Origin of the sequence: Kitasatospora sp. NPDC001540 (genome assembly GCF_042894345.1) — a bacterium.
In the GTDB taxonomy this organism is placed as follows: Bacteria; Actinomycetota; Actinomycetes; order Streptomycetales; family Streptomycetaceae; genus Kitasatospora; species Kitasatospora phosalacinea_C.
Window position 1 is genome coordinate 56361 of sequence record NZ_JBIAVO010000028.1, and the last position, 16104, is coordinate 72464.

Below are 16104 nucleotides of genomic sequence, written 5' to 3' on the forward strand. Positions count from 1 at the left end.
GCATCGCCCGCCGATGGCGCACCGTGTTCGCGCTGCCCCGGCGCGCGATCCGCTGCCACCGCCGGCCCTCCTGACCGGTCGGCCTTCGGCCCCTGACCGGCTCCGCCACCAACGCCTCCCGCACCGACGCCCTACGGGCCGCCTTCCGCAGTCACCGCCTGACCGGACAGCTGATCCTCCCCTCCGACCGCGGCTGCCGAACCGGGTCACCGACGGCCAGGACGACGCGCGGTCCACACCGAGCGGCGGCAACAACGGCGCCGACCCGTCCCCGATGGTCTTCCGGCCGAACGGCACGGTCTGCCGCACCGGTGGCCGGCTGAGGACGGACGACCACCTGATCTACCCAAAAGCCTCACGGGCTGTCGCTGTCATCGGACGTGTGCGGTGCTTAGGCTCCGGCATGCGAGGCAGCACCCAAGACTCGACGGAAGATCACATGAACTACTGCACGGCCTGCCGACGGCACCTCAACGGCGCGCTGTGCTGCCCAGGGTGCGGGAACTCCGGTGCCCCGTCCGGACCGACGATCTCGGCCCAGGCACCGGCCCCGACTGCGACACCCGCGTACGCAGCCGGGCAGCAACCGCACAGGCAGCCGACCCACGAGCCACCCGGACGAGCGCAATCGACGTCCGCGCAGCCGATTCCGGAGGTGGGCCCGCCCGCCGACGGGGAACCTCGCGTGCCGCCGCAGCGCAGCCGCGCGGCGACCGCACCGCCCCGGGGCCGCCGGGCGCGGGGGCGGCAGCGCGGGGCGGTGGTGCTGTCGGTCGCCGGGCTGGTGGTCGGCGGGATCGGGGCGATGGCGATGGCCGTCATGGGCGGGCCGGAGGGGGCCGTCGCGCCCACCGGCCCGACCGACCCCGGGCACTCGGCGTCCATCGGCGACGCGGCCTCGGACGAGGCGTCCGCGCACGCCACCACGGCCTCCGTCTCCCCCGCCGACACCCACCGCAGCAGCAAGCCGTCGGCCCCGGCCTCCTCCGCGAGCCCGTCGGCGAGCACCGGCCCGACCACGGCACCGGCCACGGCACCGGCCTCCAAACCGGCCGCCTCGCCCACCACCACCCCGTCCGCGCCCAGCCCGACGGCCCCGGCGACAACCGGTCCCGCCACACCGACCCGCTCGGCCAGCCCGTCGCCCACCTGCAAACCGGTGCTGTTCTGGTGCGCCTGACCGCCACGGGCGGCTGCAGCACGGGGCGACCCCGGACGCCCTGAGCGGCGGCCCCTCGACGCCTTCGTCACCGGCCTGCTGGACGCGGTGTACGGCCCCCGGCAGCCACCGCCACGGCCCGCCGGGCCGGTCGTTCCGGCTCGCGGCGGGCCGGGCAGCAGCCCGTCCCCGACGGGGGGACACGGCCGCGCAGACCGAGTTTCGCCAGGATGCGCGACACGTACGTCTTCACGGTCTCGGCCTCAAATACCCTGCCGCCGGAACGCGGTGAGGGTTTCACCCCCGACGGACTCCCCCCGCGCGGCTGCCTGCCCAGGGTCCCCGACTGCCCAGGGGCGCCTGTGGGGCGTGTTCTGCACTGGCCGTCGTGTCCGAGAGTCCCTGGTCCCGCCCTCCCCGCTACTACCACTGGTACAGGTTCGGCCCCGGCGAGCTCGCCTTCGTGGCGGCGCTGTGGAAGCGCACCGCCACCTGGACCCTCCCAGCGGCCCACAGCGAGGTGCTACGCAACGAGGACGAAGCCGCCCCGGTGGCCGTCGCCCACATCAGCGTCCCGGAGAGAAGCACCCATCTGGCCACCTTCGGAGTGCACATGGCCAGCCCCAGGATCTGCGGCGACCTGATCAGTGGTGACTACGCGATGTACTACCTCCCCGACGAACCCACCGACCTGGCCATGGAAGCGATCGGCGCTCCCGGGTCCTCGCCGAAGCAGCCGCCGCGTGGTTCGAGACCGTCCTGCAGAAGCCCGTCGGACGACGCGAGTGGGAGCACGACGGCTAGGTCTACGCGGAGCTGTACCAAGTTCGCCGACACCGGCCAGGGGCTGGTCGGAATACCCAACAAAGGCCTCGCGCCGCACGAGGCGACCGACTCCCTGCTCCCCTACAACTACGGGGCCAACCGTTCCTGGGCCGATGTAGGCGAGCTGGGCCGATTCGTCGGCCCCACCCGCACGGAGCAGGTCTGGGGACGCCCACCCACGTGACGACAGCACCCGCGACGACCTGCGTCCCGACGCAGCGAGCTCCCCTGCCCACGGGCCAGGCGAGAGCTGGGACCCGGCACGCACCGCTCGGCGGCCTTCGCGTCCCCTGACGACGGGCGTGACACGATCATGGTGCCGACTTGTTGAGGCGCCGCCAGCGGATGAGTGCGCAAGCGAGTGAGACGAAGGCGTTGCGGAGGTCGAGGCGTCGTTCCCGGCGGACGGCGAGGCGCTTGAACTGGTGGAGCTGGGCGAAGGTCTGCTCGACGACGTAACGGGCTTGCCGAGGCCGATGATGCCGGGCTCGCCACACCAGGAGATGACGGGCAGGATCCGGCGCTTGCGCAGCTCGCGGCGGTTGGTTTGCTGTCGTAGCCCTTGTCGCCGAGCAGGGGATCCGGGCGGTGGCGGGGGTGGCCGACCCGGTCGGCGTCCGGCGGGATGTTGTCGACCAGGGCGAGGGGCCGGTTGACGTCGTTGACGTTGGCGGCGGTGGTGGTAACGTGGAACGGGAGCCGCCGCCGCTGATCGCGCGGTGCTTGCCGCCGGTCTTGCGACGGTCGACCGGCAACAGGCCGGTCGCCTCACCCCCCTTTCGCGCGCACGTGGGAGGCGTCCACGCGCGCGTCCAGTCGATCAATCAGCCCGGCCACGTTCAACCGGGCCAGGAGTACGCGGTGCAGGGCCTCGAACACCCCGCCCTCCTGCCAACGACAGAGCCGACGCCAGCAGGTCCGCCCGGAGCCGAAGCCCAGCTCCAGTGGTAACTGCCACCGAACGATCCCGGTGTACAGCTCATCGTCCACGATCCACGGCCTGTTGCTCAGGCCATCACGAACAGACGGAACGTCACATCGGTCACGCCCAGCCAGCAACAATCAGCAAGATCGTGTCACGGGTTCTAAGCAGCAGCCGAATGGGTTCGGCGGTACGGTTCGAGAGTGGCTATCGGGTAATTCAGCGATTCCGACTTCCTTCTAGACTGAGTTGAAAATGCATTCCATTACCATATTTAGGCCCGGGGTTCAGGTACCGCCAAACGAGCATGATCCGTGGTACGGCTGGAGATTCACCGCTGAAGTCGATGGAAAAGTAGGCGTGGTATCAACATTCTCCCCGCTGCCCCAATCAGAGGATCGCGCTGCCTATTGGGCAACGCAGTCGCTTGAAAAGAATCCCGAAGCGCTTGAGCCTATTTCCATAGGGGAATCCGAGCCAGAGACTGAGACTGAGACTGAGACCGAGACGGAGACCGAGACGGAGTCGGAGTCGGAGACCGAGACGGAGACGGAGTCGGAGACCGAGACGGAGACGGAGTCGGAGACCGAGACGGAGTCGGAGTCGGAGACCGAGACGGAGTCGGAGTCGGAGACCGAGACGGAGTCGGAGTCGGAGACCGAGACCGAGACGGAGTCGGAGACCGAGACCGAGACGGAGTCGGAGACCGAGACCGAGACGGAGTCGGAGACCGAGACCGAGACCGAGACGGAGTCGGAGACGGAGACGGAGACGGAGACCGAGTACAACGTACAAATTGGAAGCGGTTAAATGCGCTGCAGCGCGCCTACTGGAGGTTGCGTCAGCTCCGCCGTCTGGCCCGGCATCCACTCAGCTCGGCGCGTCTTTGAGCTCCTAACACGATCACAGTGTCGGCTTGTTGAGCCTTCGCCAGCGGATGAGGACGCATGCGAGCGAGACGAGCGAGCGGTGGAGTTCGAGGGGGCGTTCCCGCCGGGTGGTGAGGCGCTTGAGCTGGTGGAGCTGGGCGAAGGACTGCTCGATGACGTACTGAAGTTGAAAGTGTGATGTCGGTCATCCGTCGAGGATGAGTCCGGTGCCGAGGAGGCATCCGTCAACCAGGTCCGGGCGGTACTGGATGCGCTTGAACCTGCGCTTCACGGCCCGGGTAATCTGGCCGAGGTCAGTGGCGGCAAGGTTTCCGATATCACGCTTAACCAGGGACCAGATGCCCTCGGTCGGGTTGAGGTCGGGGGCGTAGGTCGGCAGCTGGAACACCGTGAGCCAGTCGGCGTTCGCGGTGATGAACTCCCGCATCCTTACTGCCAGGTGGAGGCGGAGGTTGTCCCAGACCAGAGCAATCGGGCCGCCCAGCTGGATGCGGGCACGGACGATCAGGTCGCGGAAGTCCCGCCAGCCGAAGCCCTTCGGCTCGGTCTTGCGGCCTCGGTACTCGCGCACCGCGTAGATCAGTCGGGACCGCTCGCCCGGCTTGAAGCAGGTCATCCCCGCCATCGACACCCGTCCGGAGCCCCGGGCACTCACCCGCACGACCGGGGTACGGCCGATCCGGCCCCAGGTCCTGGCACGCGGCGGAGTCATCGACTGCCCGGCTTCGTCCTCGAGGACCAGCCACGCGTCGCGCTCCGCCGCGATTCTCTTACCCGCGGCCAGGTCTCCTCCCGCCACACCTCGACAGCATCGTCGTCGCGTTCGATCGCGCGACGGGCCGGCTGCTGCCACGACCAGCCGAGCCGCTTGAGCAACTGCCACGTGCCCTCGACCGTGTACGAGACGTGGAACAACCGGCCGATCAGCGTCTTGATCCGCGCGAGCGTCCACCGCTGGTCCGCCCACCCATGGGCGAGCGGCCCGCCCCCCAACTACCGCTCCAGTCTGGTGAGCTGGCCAGGTTCGAGCCTCGGGCGCCCCGGTGCCCCCTTCAACCGGACGCCGGCCTCTCCGTGCTCGCGCCAGGCCCGCCGCCACCGCTCGACCGACCGCTCGCTCACCCGCAATACGGCGGCGATTTCCCTGTTCTTCTGCCCCGACTCGAAGCGTTCCACGGCCTGGAGCCGTAACAGCTCCCGCGCGGCCCTCTCGGCGTCAGTCAGCCCGCCGTCCTGCGCATATCTCACTTCGATGGAACTACCGAAGGGAACCAGCGTCTGTCAGGCAGACAGCCCCAACAGCACCCTTTCAGGTTCAGTAGGACCGGGGGCGAGTTTCGGCGGACGGACTGGAGTGATTCGATGCCGACATCCTGGCCCGGGCATCAGCCGGGTTGGCGAACGGCACGAACCGAGGCGGCGTCGGCCAGCTGCAACAGCTTCCTGCCTGGGCGCTCAGCAATGGCAGGTGACGGCCAGCACCACGGTGTCGTCCGGGGAGGGCGTCCAGGTAGGCGTTGACGTATCGCCAGTAGCCCGCGCAGTCGTCGCGCCAGTCGTCAGCGTCGACCCAGGTGCCGTCGAGCCGCAGCAGCGCGGCGGCGGGGACGGCGGAGGCGCGGGCCTTGGCGATGTTCTCGTCACGGTCCTCGGTGAACCGGAACCAATCCCACCTCGGGGCTTCACCGTTGCTGGCCCGCCAAGCATCGTGGTCCGCGGCGGCGAGCCGGCCGAGGGTGTCGCGCAGGGTTTCGAGGTCGAGCAGGCCGAGCGGACCGCCGTCGCAGCGGGTGGTGAGTCCGGCCAGAGGGCCCCGGGAGGCGAACTCCTCCGGGTATTCAGTGAGCCACAGGCGGGAGTCGCCGACAGCCTCCGGGCGGTACGGGAAGTAGGGGCCTTCGTGCCGATACGCGCCGTAGTAGTCCCACTGGCCATTCGGGTTCCACTCCCGCAGCCAGTACCCACGGCCCTCCCAGCCGACGCGGAGCGCCTTGCTGTGCGAATTCTCGTATCCGTTTGCCGAGTTGTACGCCTCCGCGACCTGCGGCCAGGTCAGCTCGACGCCTTGCGGCAGCACCCCGCCCGCACGGAGCTCCTCGACCCAGGCGATGCCGTTCGGGTCCACCTGCTCGTACGTGGCGTCCTGAGCGGAGTACGGCTCCATCGCCTCGGCGATCGCGGCGTCGTACCGCTCCGGCGGGGTGGGCGGCAGAACCACGAGCAGGTCGAACTTCGACATTTCCATTCCTCCCCGGGCGAGCCCGGACATCTGTTCATGGTCGGTGGGTGGATCCTCTCAACTCCCGGACCCGACCCGCACCCGGTTATGGAGGCGGCGGCGGTCCACCACTATCCGACGGCTCCTCAGCGACACCCCGGTCGGTAGAGTCTTCCCCGCCGGGGAGCAGCACGTCACTGCCGCCAACCACGGCCAGGTGACCCAGACCATGAAACGCTGCCTCATGCACATCCAGTACTGCCCGGATCTGGCCGACGAGCACGTCCTCGGTAACGGCCTCATGGTCAACAGTCGACCGACATCACGTTTTTAATTTCGGTAGCGGAGCTTGCCGAGACCGCGGATGCCGGGCTCGCCACGCCGGGAGATGACGGGCAGGGTCCGGCGGCGGGTCAGTTCCCGGCGGAGGTGTCGGCTGTCGTAACCCTTGTCTTCGAGAAGGGACTTGGGCCGCTTGCGTGGCCGCCCCGGACAGTCGGCGTCCGGCGGGATGTTGTCGACCAGGGCGAGGGTCCGGTTGACGTCGTTGATGTTGGCGGCGGTGGTGGTCACGTGGAACGGGGGGCCGCCGCCGCTAATCGGGCGGTGCTTGCTCCCGGTCTTGCGACGGTCGACCGGCAACGGGCCGGTCGCCTCACTCCCCCTTTTTCGCGCGTACGTGGGAGGCGTCCACGCATACGCGCGTCCAGTCGATCGATCAGCCCGGCCACGTTCAACCCGGCCAGGAGTACGCGGTGCAGGGCCTCGAACACCCCGCCCTCCTGCCAATGACAGAGCCGACGCCAGCAGGTCCGCCCGGAGCCGAAGCCCAGTTCCAGTGGTAGCTGCCACCGAGCGATCCCGGTGTACAGCACGAACAGGATGCCCTGCGGGCAGCGACGGTCGTCCACCGGCTGCGGGCCCGGCGCCCCCTCCGGCCACGCCGGAAGCAGCGGCCCGGTCCGGGCCCACAGCTCGTCGTCCACGGTTCACGGCCTGTTGCTCACGCCATCACGAACAGACGGAACGTCACATCGGTCACGCCCGGCCAGTGACGATCAGCAAGATCGTGTGACGAGTTCTCAGCAGCCCAGCGACTGCACCAGCGGGTCGTCGACGGCGAAGGTCGGCACCTGGCCCGACGTGCCCGGGACGCGCAGCCGCAGTTGGGCGGCGGCTCCCGCGCCGGTGGTCAGCCGGGCGGTGGCCAGCGCGGTGCCGTTGACGGAGACGTCGTAGGTGCCCGCCGCCGGGTGCAGCACCAGGGAGACCGGCAGCCAGAGGCCGCTGGGGTAGGCGAAGGCGGAGTCGGTCCAGGCGCCGTTGTCGGTGTAGGCGGCCCGGCCGTCGGCGGCCAGGCTGAACTGGGCCACCGGGTTTCCGGCGGCGTCCAGCACGTGCAGGCCGAGCGGCGCGGTGGTCTGACCCGCCCACAGCCGGGCGTCGACCCGCAGGTCACCGCTGGTGGTGGCGGTGAAGGAGCGGGTGACGGCGGTGTCGGCGGACTGGCCGGTCAGCAGCAGGGAGCGGCCGTACTCGCCGGTCGCCGGGTCGGTCCCGACCAGGGCCGCGGGGGCGGCGCCGGAGACGGTCCAACCGGCCGGGGCCGTACCGGCGGTGTCGGTGTTGAACGGGTCGGCGAGTGCGGGCGCGCAGACCGCGGGGCCCTGGTAGGCGCCGATGTTCGGCGCCCCGGTGGTCGGCACCGCGTTGCCGAACCAGTCGGTGGCGCCGTTGCCGCTGATCTGGACTCCGGTGCCGAGCGCGGCCGAACCGGAGGTGAGCCGGTAGCCGTAGCCGTCGGCCAGCTCCCGGCCGGTGAGCAGCGGCGCCGCGGTGACGGCGTTGGTCGCCCCGGCGGGCACCGGCACGTCGTAGAAGAGGTCGTGGTCGTTGACCCAGGCGGGGTCGTCGAGGGTCCAGCCGACCGTGCCGGTGGAGCCGTGCCGAACGACCGCGTTGTCGGTGAACTTCACGTCCAGGGTGGCGCCGGTGGACTCCGTGACGATCTGCTGGCTGATGCCGTCGGCCAGGTAGATCGTGTTGCCGTGGATCCGCCCGTTCTGCAGGGCGCCGTCGCAGACCTGGAACCCGCGCGTCCTGTCGTTGACGGAGATGTTGGCGCGGATCACGAAGTTCCTGGTGGGCGTGTTGTAGGGGCAGAGCAGGAAGAAGCCGCCCTGGTTGTCGTGGGAGAGGTTGTACTGGAAGACCACGCCGTCGGTGGAGTGGTCCACGTCGTAGGCCATCCCGTCGGCGGTGGTCTTGCCGCCGGAAGTGTCGTTGTACTGGAAGGTGGCGTCGACGGTGTTGGCCGTCCACATGCCCGCGTTGGGCGAGCCGGAGCGCTCGTTGAAGCCGCGCAGGGTGTTGTGCTCGACCAGGGTGTGTTGGCCGGTCATCGGGGCGATGCCGTCGCCGCCGATGTCCCAGAGCAGGTTGCCGCGCACCACCAGGTCGGTGCTCGGGGTCCAGGCCGCCGTGCAGAGGGAGTTCCAGAAGGCGGCCAGCCGGGAGCTGCGGCACCAGTTGGACCAGGTGTAGATGCCCTGGCGGTCCACCGCGTGGATGCGGTTGTCCAGGACCTGCAGTCCGGCGAAGGCGGTCGGCACGCTGCTGCCCTGGGCCTCGACGACGATGCCGCCGGAGGCGTTCGCGTACTTCCCCGTCCCGTTGCCGGTGGTCGTCCTGGCGGGCAGCGCCCCGCGCACGTCGTGGATGTCCAGGCCCTGCAGGACGATGCCGGACAGGGTGCCGGCGTCGGCGGCGTAGACGTGGACGCCGCGCCTGGCGGTGGTGTTGTCGCCGGGCGCGGAGAGCGAGAGGTTGCGGAGCTGGACGTGGGACTCGCCCGCGAGCAGCACGGCCTGGTCGGCACCGTTGGCGTTGACGGCGGGCAGCGCGCCGGAGCCGTAGGCGTCGATCAGGATCGGCGCGGCGGCGGTGCCGGAGCCGTGCGGGGTGAGGCTGCCCAGGCAGGTCGTGCCTCGGGCCAGGAGGAGGGAGTCCCCGGGCTGGAGGGCGAGGGCGTTGACGTCGGCGAGGGTGTTGAAGGGGGCGGCCTGGGTGCCGGTCCCGTCCACGGTGGCGGAGCAGTCGAGGTGGTAGGCGGTGCCGGTGGCGGCGCGGGCGGCGGTGGCGGGCAGCGCCGGGGCGAGCGGCAGCACGGCGAGGGCGGCGGCGAGCGCGGTCAGCACCCAGGTCCGGCGCGGGCGCGGGATCGGGCGCGGGGCCGTTCGCGGGATCGGGCGCAGGGCCGGACGCGGAGCCGGTCGCGGGGTCGGTGACAACAGTGGTCCTCCTTCATGGCGGGTGGTGCTCCTTTCGGCCCGGAGGCCCTTCCGCCCTCAGCGCAGCAGCGCTTCGGGAAGCATCGCGGTCATGCCGCCGTCCACGGCCAGGCAGGCGCCGTTGACGAAGGACGACTCGGAGGAGGCGAGGAAGCCGACCGCGCGGGCGACCTCGGCGGCCTCGCCGAAGCGGCCCAGCGGTGCGGCCCGCAGCAGTGCGGCGGCCTGCTCGGGGTCGGACCAGACGTGGCGGTTGCGCTCGACCGGGACGAAACCGGGCGCCACCGCGTTGCAGCGCACCGCGCACGGGCCGAGCTCCACCGCGACGGCGCGGGTCAGCGCGAGCAGCCCGGCCTTGGCGGCGGCGTAGGCGGAGAAGCCCGGCACGGCGCCGAAGGCGTGCGGGGAGGCCAGGTGCACGATGGCACCGCCCGCCGGACCGGTCTGCGCGGCGAAGGCGAGGTCGAAGCGCCGGGCGGCGGTCAGCACCACGTGCAGCATCCGGTCCCACTCGGCCTCCGGCTGGGCGTCCAATGCGGCGGGCCCGCCGCCGAAGGCGGACTGGACCAGGATGTCGGCCCGCCCGCCGAGGTCGCGGGCGGCGGCGAGGGCGGCGGCGGGGACGGACGGGTCGGACACGTCGCCGCGCAGGGCCGTGAAGGCGGCCCCGGAGGCCGTAGCTGCTGCCTCCGGTTCCGCCAGGTCGACGCAGACCACGGCCGCGCCCCTGGCCAGCAGTTCGGCGACCACCGCCGCGCCGATGCCGCGGGCGCCCCCGGTGACCAGGGCGGTGCGACCCTCCAGGTCGCGGGGGCGGGGCGGGGTGGCGGGGGCGGTCATCGCAGGGCTCCGTCCAGGCGTGGCAGCGGTACCGGACGCCAGTGGCGGGCGGTGAGGTCCAGGCCGAGGCCGGGGCCGGGCGGCGGCGTCAACCACGCGGTGGCGCCGGCCGGTTCGGCGGGCACCACGCTCGTACCGCGCCAGCGGGCCTCACCGAAGGCGAACTCGATCTCCGTGCCGGTCTCCGCGCCGGTCTCCGCGCCGGTGTCCGGTCCGAGCGCGGCGGCCAGGTGCAGGCCGGCCGCCGTGGCGACCGGTCCGGCGGGGTTGTGCAGGGAGACGCGCGCACCCGCCGCGCGGGCCGCTTCGGCGAGACGGCGGGCGGGGCCGAGGCCGCCGCTGTGCTTGACGTCGGGCAGCAGCCAGGCCAGGTGTCCGCTGTGCAGTGCGGCCCGGACCTGCTCCGGGCCGGTCGCGAACTCGCCGCCCGCGAGCGGTGCGATGCCGGCCGCGTGCACGGCGGCGAGCGCGTCCGGGTCGTCCAGCGGTACGGCGTCCTCCAGCCAGCGCAGGTCGAGCGCGGCCAGCGCGGGGGCGGCCCGCAGCACCTGCTCGACGTCGAGCAGCAGGTGGGCGTCGACCATCAGCTCCGTGGCCGGGCGCAGCGCGCGCCGCACCGCCCGCGCCCGGACGAGCCCCTTCCGCAGCCGGTCGCCGGGCGGCAGCCCGTCGAAGGGCGCGCACTTGACCGCCCGGTAGCCCGCCGCCTCGGCGGCGCGCGCGACCTCGGCGAACTCCTGCGGGGTGCGGGTGCGCAGCGCCCGGTTGATGTTGGCGTAACGGTGCACCGGGCGCGCTTCCGCGCCGCCGAGCGCCTGCCACAGCGGCTGCCCGGCCCGGCGGGCGCGCAGGTCGGCGAGCGCCGACTCCAGCGCGCCGAGCACCGTGTGCCGGGCGAGGTCGGGGCCGGCGTCCTCGTCCAGGTGCCCGGCGAGTTCCGGCACGCCCGCGCCCGCCCGCAGCAGCGCGCCCGCCCGGGCCCAGACCCGGCGCGCGCCCGGCCCCGCGTCGGAGCACTCGCCGAGGCCGGTCCGCCCGTCGGCGTCGTGCAGGGCGGCCACCCACCAGGTGGTGCGGGCGGAGACCCGGGCCCGGTGCAGGGAGAGCCGAAGGGACTCGCTCATGCCCGCTCCTCGCCGCGCCTGCCCGCCCCCGGCCGCGCTCCGGGTCGGATCCGCCGCGCCCCGGCGGCCGCCCGTCCCACACGTGCCCGTCCCACTCGCGCCCGCCCCTCGCGTGCCCGCCCCTCGCGTGCCCCGCGCCACGGACCCCGTGCCTTCGCCGCGCCCCGCCCGCGCGCTCACGCGTCCATCACCAGCCGCTCCACGCCGCGCTCGTAGCCGAGCGGATCGCTGAAGTAGGCGTCCAGGAAAGGGGCCGCGCTGGAGAGCACCAGGGCCTGCGGGCCGAGTCCGGAGAGGACCAGACGGGCGGCCGCCTCGCCGCCGAGCTGGCTGCGGCGGACCAGTTCGCGGCGTACGTCCGGCAGGTACTCCGGGGTCAGCAGCGGGCCTCCGGCCAGTACCACCAGTTCCGGGTTGAGCAGGTCCAGCACCAGCGCGGCGGCGCGGCCGACGTGCCGGGCGCGGCGGCGCAGCAGGTGGGCGGCGGGGCGGTCGCCCTGCCGGGCGCGGGCGATCACGTCCTCGAAGGCGTCCCCGGGCCCGGCCGACCCGGCGGCCCGGGCCTGGGCCAGCACCGACGCGTCGGTGGCGACCGCCTGCAGGCAGTCGTACCGGCCGCAGTCGCAGCGCGGGCCGCGCGCGCCCGCCACCGGCAGGTGGGTGAGCGTGCCGGCGGCGGAACGCGGCCCGCCGTGGATCCGCCCGTCCAGCACCAGCGCGCTGCCGACGACGTTGCCGATGAAGAGCTCCACCGCACTGCGCGCCCGGGTGGCCGCGCCGTACCAGGTCTCGGCCAGCGCCATCGCCCGGACGGTGCCCTCCAGGCGCACCGGGTGGCCCAGTTCGGCGGAGAGGAGCCGGTGCAGCGGGACGTCGTGCCAGCCGAGCGGCTGGTGCGCGACGACGGTGCCGTGCTCGGTGTCCACCCAGCCGCCGATGCCGACGCCGACGCCGAGCACCCGGCGGCCCGCGCCCAGCCCTCCGGCCAGCTCCGCCACCGCGGCGGCCGCCTGCGCCACCAGCACGTCCGGCGCGGACGAGCGGTGGGCGTGCACGGCCTGGCCGAGCACGCCGCCGCGCGGGTCGACCAGCCCCACCGTGGTGCGCAGCAGTCCGATGTGGACGCCGACCACGGCGGTGCGCTCGGTGGGCAGGTCCAGCGGGACGCGCGGCCGGCCGCCCTCGGCCGGGCCGCGCACGCCGGGCAGCTCGTGCAACAGCCCGGCGGAGGTCAGCCGTGCGGTGAGCCGGGTGACGGTTCCGGCGGACAGACCGGTGAGCTCGGCGATCCCGGCGCGCGGCTGGGGGCCGTGCACCAGCACCGTCCGCATGATCGCGGCGACGTTGCGGCGGCCGACGTCGCCGGGCTGTGCGGTGGGGGCGCCGGCCCGGGTCCCAGCCCTGGCCTCGGTAGGGATGTCGGCGTCGGCGGTACGGGTGTCGGTGTCGGTACGGGTGTCGGCGTCGGCGGTCACGGATCGTTCGCTGCTCATCGGTCTGTCCCTGCGGTCGGTGGTGCGCGGTCGGCTTCCGGGTCCGGTCAGCTTCCCGGAACCGGCGCCCCGGCCGCCTCGGTGGTCGGGGCGGCGGCCCGGGCCTGCCGCGTCCCCGCTCCGCCCTCGGCCGCGGCCTGCTCCAGCTCGGTGCCGGTGGTGGCGAAGAACGGGAAGGCCAGCAGCACCGCGGCGCAGACCAGGTAGGCCGCCGAGAAGACCGCCACCGCGTGCAGGCTCCAGGTGCTGATCACGGTGGGTCCGAACCCGGCCGTGACCGCGATGGCCAGTCGGGCCGAGGCCTGGGTGAAGCCGGTGCCGACCCCGCGCAGCGCGGTCGGGAAGAGTTCGGCGGACCAGATCCAGGCCAGGGTGCCGGGGCCGATCCAGGTGAAGAAGGTGAAGGCGAGCCAACTGGCGAGGACGACGGGCTGGTTGCCCGTCCCGGCCCAGGCCAGCAGTTGGGTCACCGCGAAGGCGGCGAGCGCGGTCGCCGCGCCGAACCAGCGGCGGTCGACCCGGTCGACCAGGAACGAGCCGAGCACGACCGCGCCGAGGCCGACCAGGAAGCCGTAGAGGGTGAACTCCATCGCCTGGGTCTTGTCCAGTCCGGCGGCCGTCAGGAAGAGCGGACCGGCGATGGTGCTGACCCCGCCGCCCAGGCCGTTGGCGGCGAAGAAGAGCGCGAAGGCGAGCGTGCGGGTGCGGTAGCGGCGGCCGAACAGGGCGCGGTAGCCGGTCCGTTCGGCCGTGGCGACGGGCTCCAGCCGGGACGGGCGCTCCAGGCCGAGCTGCGCGTAGACGGCCGCGGCCTCGGCCTCGCGCCCCTTGGCCTGCAGCCAGCGCGGGGACTCGGGCAGCAGTTGGCGGCCGACCAGCACCAGCAGCGCCGGGGCGGCGGCCAGGCCGAGGAGCCAGCGCCAGGCGTCCGGGTCCCCCTTGAGCGAGATCGCGACCAGGGCGGAGGTGATCGCGCCGAGCAGCCACATCGCGTTGGGCAGCGAGCCGACGAAGCGGCCGCGCCGACGCGCGGGGGCGACCTCGGCCAGGAAGGCGGAGCTGGTGGGGATGTCCATGCCGACGCCGACGCCGATCAGGAAGCGGGCGGCGATCAGCTCCGGCACGTTGGTGACGAAGGCCGAGACCAGGGCGAAGACGACGAACAGGACGAGGTTGATCACGAATATCGCGCGGCGGCCGAAACGGTCCGTCAGGTCACCGAAGACCAGGGCCCCGAGGGCGGCACCGACGAAGCTGGCGGCGCCGAGCAGGCCCTTGTCGAGCGCGGTCAGCCCGAAGGCGGGGGTGAGGAAGACCAGCGCGGTGCTCATCACCAGCAGGTCGTAGCCGTCGACGAACTCGCCGAAGGCGACCAGCGGCGGTGCGAGTCTGCGGACGGTCCGGGCGGACACCCGGGCGGTGGGGACGGCGACGGAGGACATGGCTGGGCTGCTCCCGGCAGGAGGAAGACGGAGGGGGAGGGACCGCACGGTTAATTTCACCCCGCAAGTTAGCTTCGGCCGGACACCGGGAACAAGGCTGGTCAATGCGGTGACGTCGATTCGGGGCGGGATTTCACGCGGCGAAACACTGCCGAAAGGCGGGCGCAGGAAACGGGCGCGCCGGGCCCCCGACCGGGTAGCGTCCCCGTGCCCAGCCCGTCGCTCGCCCCCGGAGGCCGCCGTGCCCGCCGCACCCGTCCCGCTCTCCGCCCGTCCCGTCCACGAGGCCCGCGCGCTGGTGGGCGAGAGTCCGCTGTGGGACGCCCGGGAGGGGCTGCTGTGGTGGACCGACATCCCGCGCGGCGAACTGCACGGCTTCGACCCGGCGACGGGACGCGACGCGCTGCGGGCCGTCTTCCCCGGCCCGCTGAGCGCCGTCGCGCTGCGCGCCTCCGGCGGGCTGCTGCTCGCCCTCGGCGACACCCTGGCCGGTTACCGCCCGGAGCGCGGGGGCGAGCCCGAACCGCTCGCCCGCGTCCGACTGCCCGGCCCCGACCAACGCCTGAACGACGGGCGCTGCGACCCGGAGGGCCGGTTCTGGGTGGGCGGGATGTCCACCGCGGGCGCGTCCGGGGCCGCCGCGCTCCACCGGCTGGACGGCACGAGCCTGACGACCGAGCTGACCGGCGTCTCGATCTCCAACGGCCTCGACTGGTCCCCGGACGGCCGCCTGGCCTACTACGCCGACTCCCCCACCCGCGAGGTCGCCGTCTACGACCGCACCGGCCCGGCGCTGCGCCGCACCGGCACGCTGGCGCGCGTCACCGACGGCGTGCCGGACGGGCTGACCGTCGACGCCGAGGGCGGCGTCTGGGTCGCCCTCTTCGGCGGGTACGCCGTCCACCGCTACCTGCCGGACGGCACCCTGGCCGCCGTCGTGGAAGTGCCCGCCGCCAAGGTCACCAGCTGCGCCTTCGGCGGCCCGGCGCTGGAGACCCTCTACCTCACCACCGCCAGCCGCGGCCTGACCGGGGCCGAGCTGCGCGAACAGCCGCTCGCCGGCTCGCTCTTCGCCTGCGCGCCGGGCGTGCGGGGCCTACCGGCGCACGCCTTCGCGGGGTGAGGCGCGCACCGACCGCGCCCACGACCGCGCCCACGACCGCACCTCCGTCCGCCACCGGAACCGGGCTTGCCCTCGGACGTTTTCCGTTCTTATCGGGAGATAGGAAAAGAAACGGGACATAGGTGATTTCTGTCCGCCGATGGGCAGGCGCGGTGCCGGCGGGCCGGTCGAGCCCGCGGTCCGCCCGTACGGAGTTCCACCGGGCCAGCACACAGGAGGCCGTCATGACCGACACGGGAAACGTCCGTCCCCTCGGGGGCCCTCCGCAGCCGCCTCCCGGCGCGCCCCGCCCCGGTGCGCCCCGTCCCGGCGCGGGCGCCGCGGCCGCGGCCGGAGGGCGCGGGAAGACGTCCGTCGCCGACACCGTCGTCGCGAAGATCGCCGGGGAGGCCGCGCGCGAGGTTCCGGGCGTCCACGCCCTGGGGCCCGGGTCGTCCCGGGCGCTGGGCTCGGTGCGTGACCGCGTCCCCGGCCGCAAGGGCGGCGACGCCACGCGCGGGGTGAAGGTCGAGGTGGGGGAGCGCCAGGCCGCCGTCGACCTGGAGGTCGTGGTCGAGTACGGCGTGCTCGTGCCCGTGGTCGCGAAGGACGTGCGCGCGGGCGTCGTCGAGGCGGTGGAGCGCCTGGTCGGCCTGGAGGTCGTCGAGGTGAACGTCGCGGTGAAGGACGTCTACCTCCCCGGTGAGGACGAGGAGGAAGAGGACGACGAGGGGGCCACCGGTTCCAGGCGGGTGGTCTGAGGAAACGCGGCCCGCACGGCGGGGCGCCGCCGTGCGGG

15 protein-coding genes and 2 pseudogenes are annotated in these 16104 nt (G+C 73.2%); 5 read left to right on the forward strand and 12 right to left on the reverse strand.

Going from position 1 to position 16104, the window contains the following annotated elements; translation table 11 throughout:
- Window positions 1–685: 685 nt before the first annotated feature.
- A complete protein-coding gene (locus tag ACFY00_RS27690) occupies window positions 686–1180 on the forward strand; it encodes a hypothetical protein (protein WP_388034251.1) in 495 nt (164 codons plus the stop codon).
- Window positions 1181–1547: 367 nt separating this feature from the next.
- Window positions 1548–2168 carry a hypothetical protein gene (locus ACFY00_RS27695; RefSeq protein WP_388034252.1) on the forward strand — a complete coding sequence of 207 codons (621 nt, stop codon included), beginning with the start codon at window positions 1548–1550 and terminating at the stop codon, window positions 2166–2168.
- Here ACFY00_RS27695 and ACFY00_RS27700 read toward each other — a convergent pair.
- Together ACFY00_RS27700 and ACFY00_RS27705 are read right to left on the reverse strand one after the other, a co-directional pair.
- Window positions 2072–2686, reverse strand: a pseudogene (locus ACFY00_RS27700) (transposase); the annotation flags it as partial. The gene ACFY00_RS27695 and the pseudogene ACFY00_RS27700 overlap by 97 nt on opposite strands.
- A gap of 66 nt (window positions 2687–2752) precedes the next feature.
- On the reverse strand, window positions 2753–2974 hold the full coding sequence (locus tag ACFY00_RS27705; protein WP_388034253.1) for a hypothetical protein: 222 nt from the start codon (window positions 2972–2974) through the stop codon (window positions 2753–2755).
- Between the two features lie 187 nt (window positions 2975–3161).
- On the opposite strand from ACFY00_RS27705, the gene ACFY00_RS27710 reads away from it, so the two are divergent.
- Window positions 3162–3716, forward strand: coding sequence for a hypothetical protein (locus ACFY00_RS27710; RefSeq protein WP_388034254.1), 555 nt, complete (start codon window positions 3162–3164; stop codon window positions 3714–3716).
- Window positions 3717–3980: 264 nt separating this feature from the next.
- Here ACFY00_RS27710 and ACFY00_RS27715 read toward each other — a convergent pair whose 3' ends face one another.
- From ACFY00_RS27715 to ACFY00_RS27760, 10 genes and pseudogenes are all read right to left on the reverse strand, one after another.
- Window positions 3981–4595, reverse strand: a complete 615-nt coding sequence (locus tag ACFY00_RS27715; RefSeq protein WP_388034255.1) for a transposase — start codon at window positions 4593–4595, stop codon at window positions 3981–3983.
- Window positions 4505–5044, reverse strand: a pseudogene (locus ACFY00_RS27720) (winged helix-turn-helix domain-containing protein). The gene ACFY00_RS27715 and the pseudogene ACFY00_RS27720 overlap by 91 nt, the downstream one beginning before the upstream one ends.
- A gap of 67 nt (window positions 5045–5111) precedes the next feature.
- The gene (locus ACFY00_RS27725; RefSeq protein WP_388034256.1) at window positions 5112–6035 is read right to left on the reverse strand and encodes a hypothetical protein; all 924 of its coding nucleotides are present in this window, start codon (window positions 6033–6035) and stop codon (window positions 5112–5114) included.
- A 309-nt stretch (window positions 6036–6344) separates the two neighbouring features.
- On the reverse strand, window positions 6345–6656 hold the full coding sequence (locus tag ACFY00_RS27730) for a transposase (RefSeq protein WP_388034257.1): 312 nt from the start codon (window positions 6654–6656) through the stop codon (window positions 6345–6347).
- Window positions 6584–7000 (reverse strand): transposase, encoded by a 417-nt coding sequence (locus ACFY00_RS27735; protein ID WP_388034258.1) that lies wholly within the window; start codon window positions 6998–7000, stop codon window positions 6584–6586. The genes ACFY00_RS27730 and ACFY00_RS27735 overlap by 73 nt, the downstream gene beginning before the upstream one ends.
- Window positions 7001–7096: 96 nt before the next feature.
- Window positions 7097–9304 (reverse strand): hypothetical protein, encoded by a 2208-nt coding sequence (locus ACFY00_RS27740; protein WP_388034259.1) that lies wholly within the window; start codon window positions 9302–9304, stop codon window positions 7097–7099.
- Between the two features lie 57 nt (window positions 9305–9361).
- Window positions 9362–10144, reverse strand: a complete 783-nt coding sequence (locus ACFY00_RS27745; protein WP_388034260.1) for an SDR family NAD(P)-dependent oxidoreductase — start codon at window positions 10142–10144, stop codon at window positions 9362–9364.
- Window positions 10141–11268: an enolase C-terminal domain-like protein gene (locus ACFY00_RS27750; RefSeq protein ID WP_388034261.1), complete on the reverse strand. Its 1128-nt coding sequence runs from the start codon at window positions 11266–11268 to the stop codon at window positions 10141–10143. The genes ACFY00_RS27745 and ACFY00_RS27750 overlap by 4 nt, the downstream gene beginning before the upstream one ends.
- 176 nt (window positions 11269–11444) lie before the next feature.
- Window positions 11445–12761, reverse strand: a complete 1317-nt coding sequence (locus ACFY00_RS27755; protein ID WP_388034262.1) for an ROK family protein — start codon at window positions 12759–12761, stop codon at window positions 11445–11447.
- A 47-nt stretch (window positions 12762–12808) separates the two neighbouring features.
- On the reverse strand, window positions 12809–14203 hold the full coding sequence (locus tag ACFY00_RS27760) for an MFS transporter (protein ID WP_388034263.1): 1395 nt from the start codon (window positions 14201–14203) through the stop codon (window positions 12809–12811).
- Window positions 14204–14444: 241 nt separating this feature from the next.
- On the opposite strand from ACFY00_RS27760, the gene ACFY00_RS27765 reads away from it, so the two are divergent.
- Together ACFY00_RS27765 and ACFY00_RS27770 are read left to right on the forward strand one after the other, a co-directional pair.
- On the forward strand, window positions 14445–15326 hold the full coding sequence (locus ACFY00_RS27765; protein ID WP_388034264.1) for an SMP-30/gluconolactonase/LRE family protein: 882 nt from the start codon (window positions 14445–14447) through the stop codon (window positions 15324–15326).
- A gap of 224 nt (window positions 15327–15550) precedes the next feature.
- The gene (locus tag ACFY00_RS27770) at window positions 15551–16066 is read left to right on the forward strand and encodes an Asp23/Gls24 family envelope stress response protein (RefSeq protein ID WP_388034265.1); all 516 of its coding nucleotides are present in this window, start codon (window positions 15551–15553) and stop codon (window positions 16064–16066) included.
- The last annotated feature ends 38 nt before the right edge of the window (window positions 16067–16104 follow it).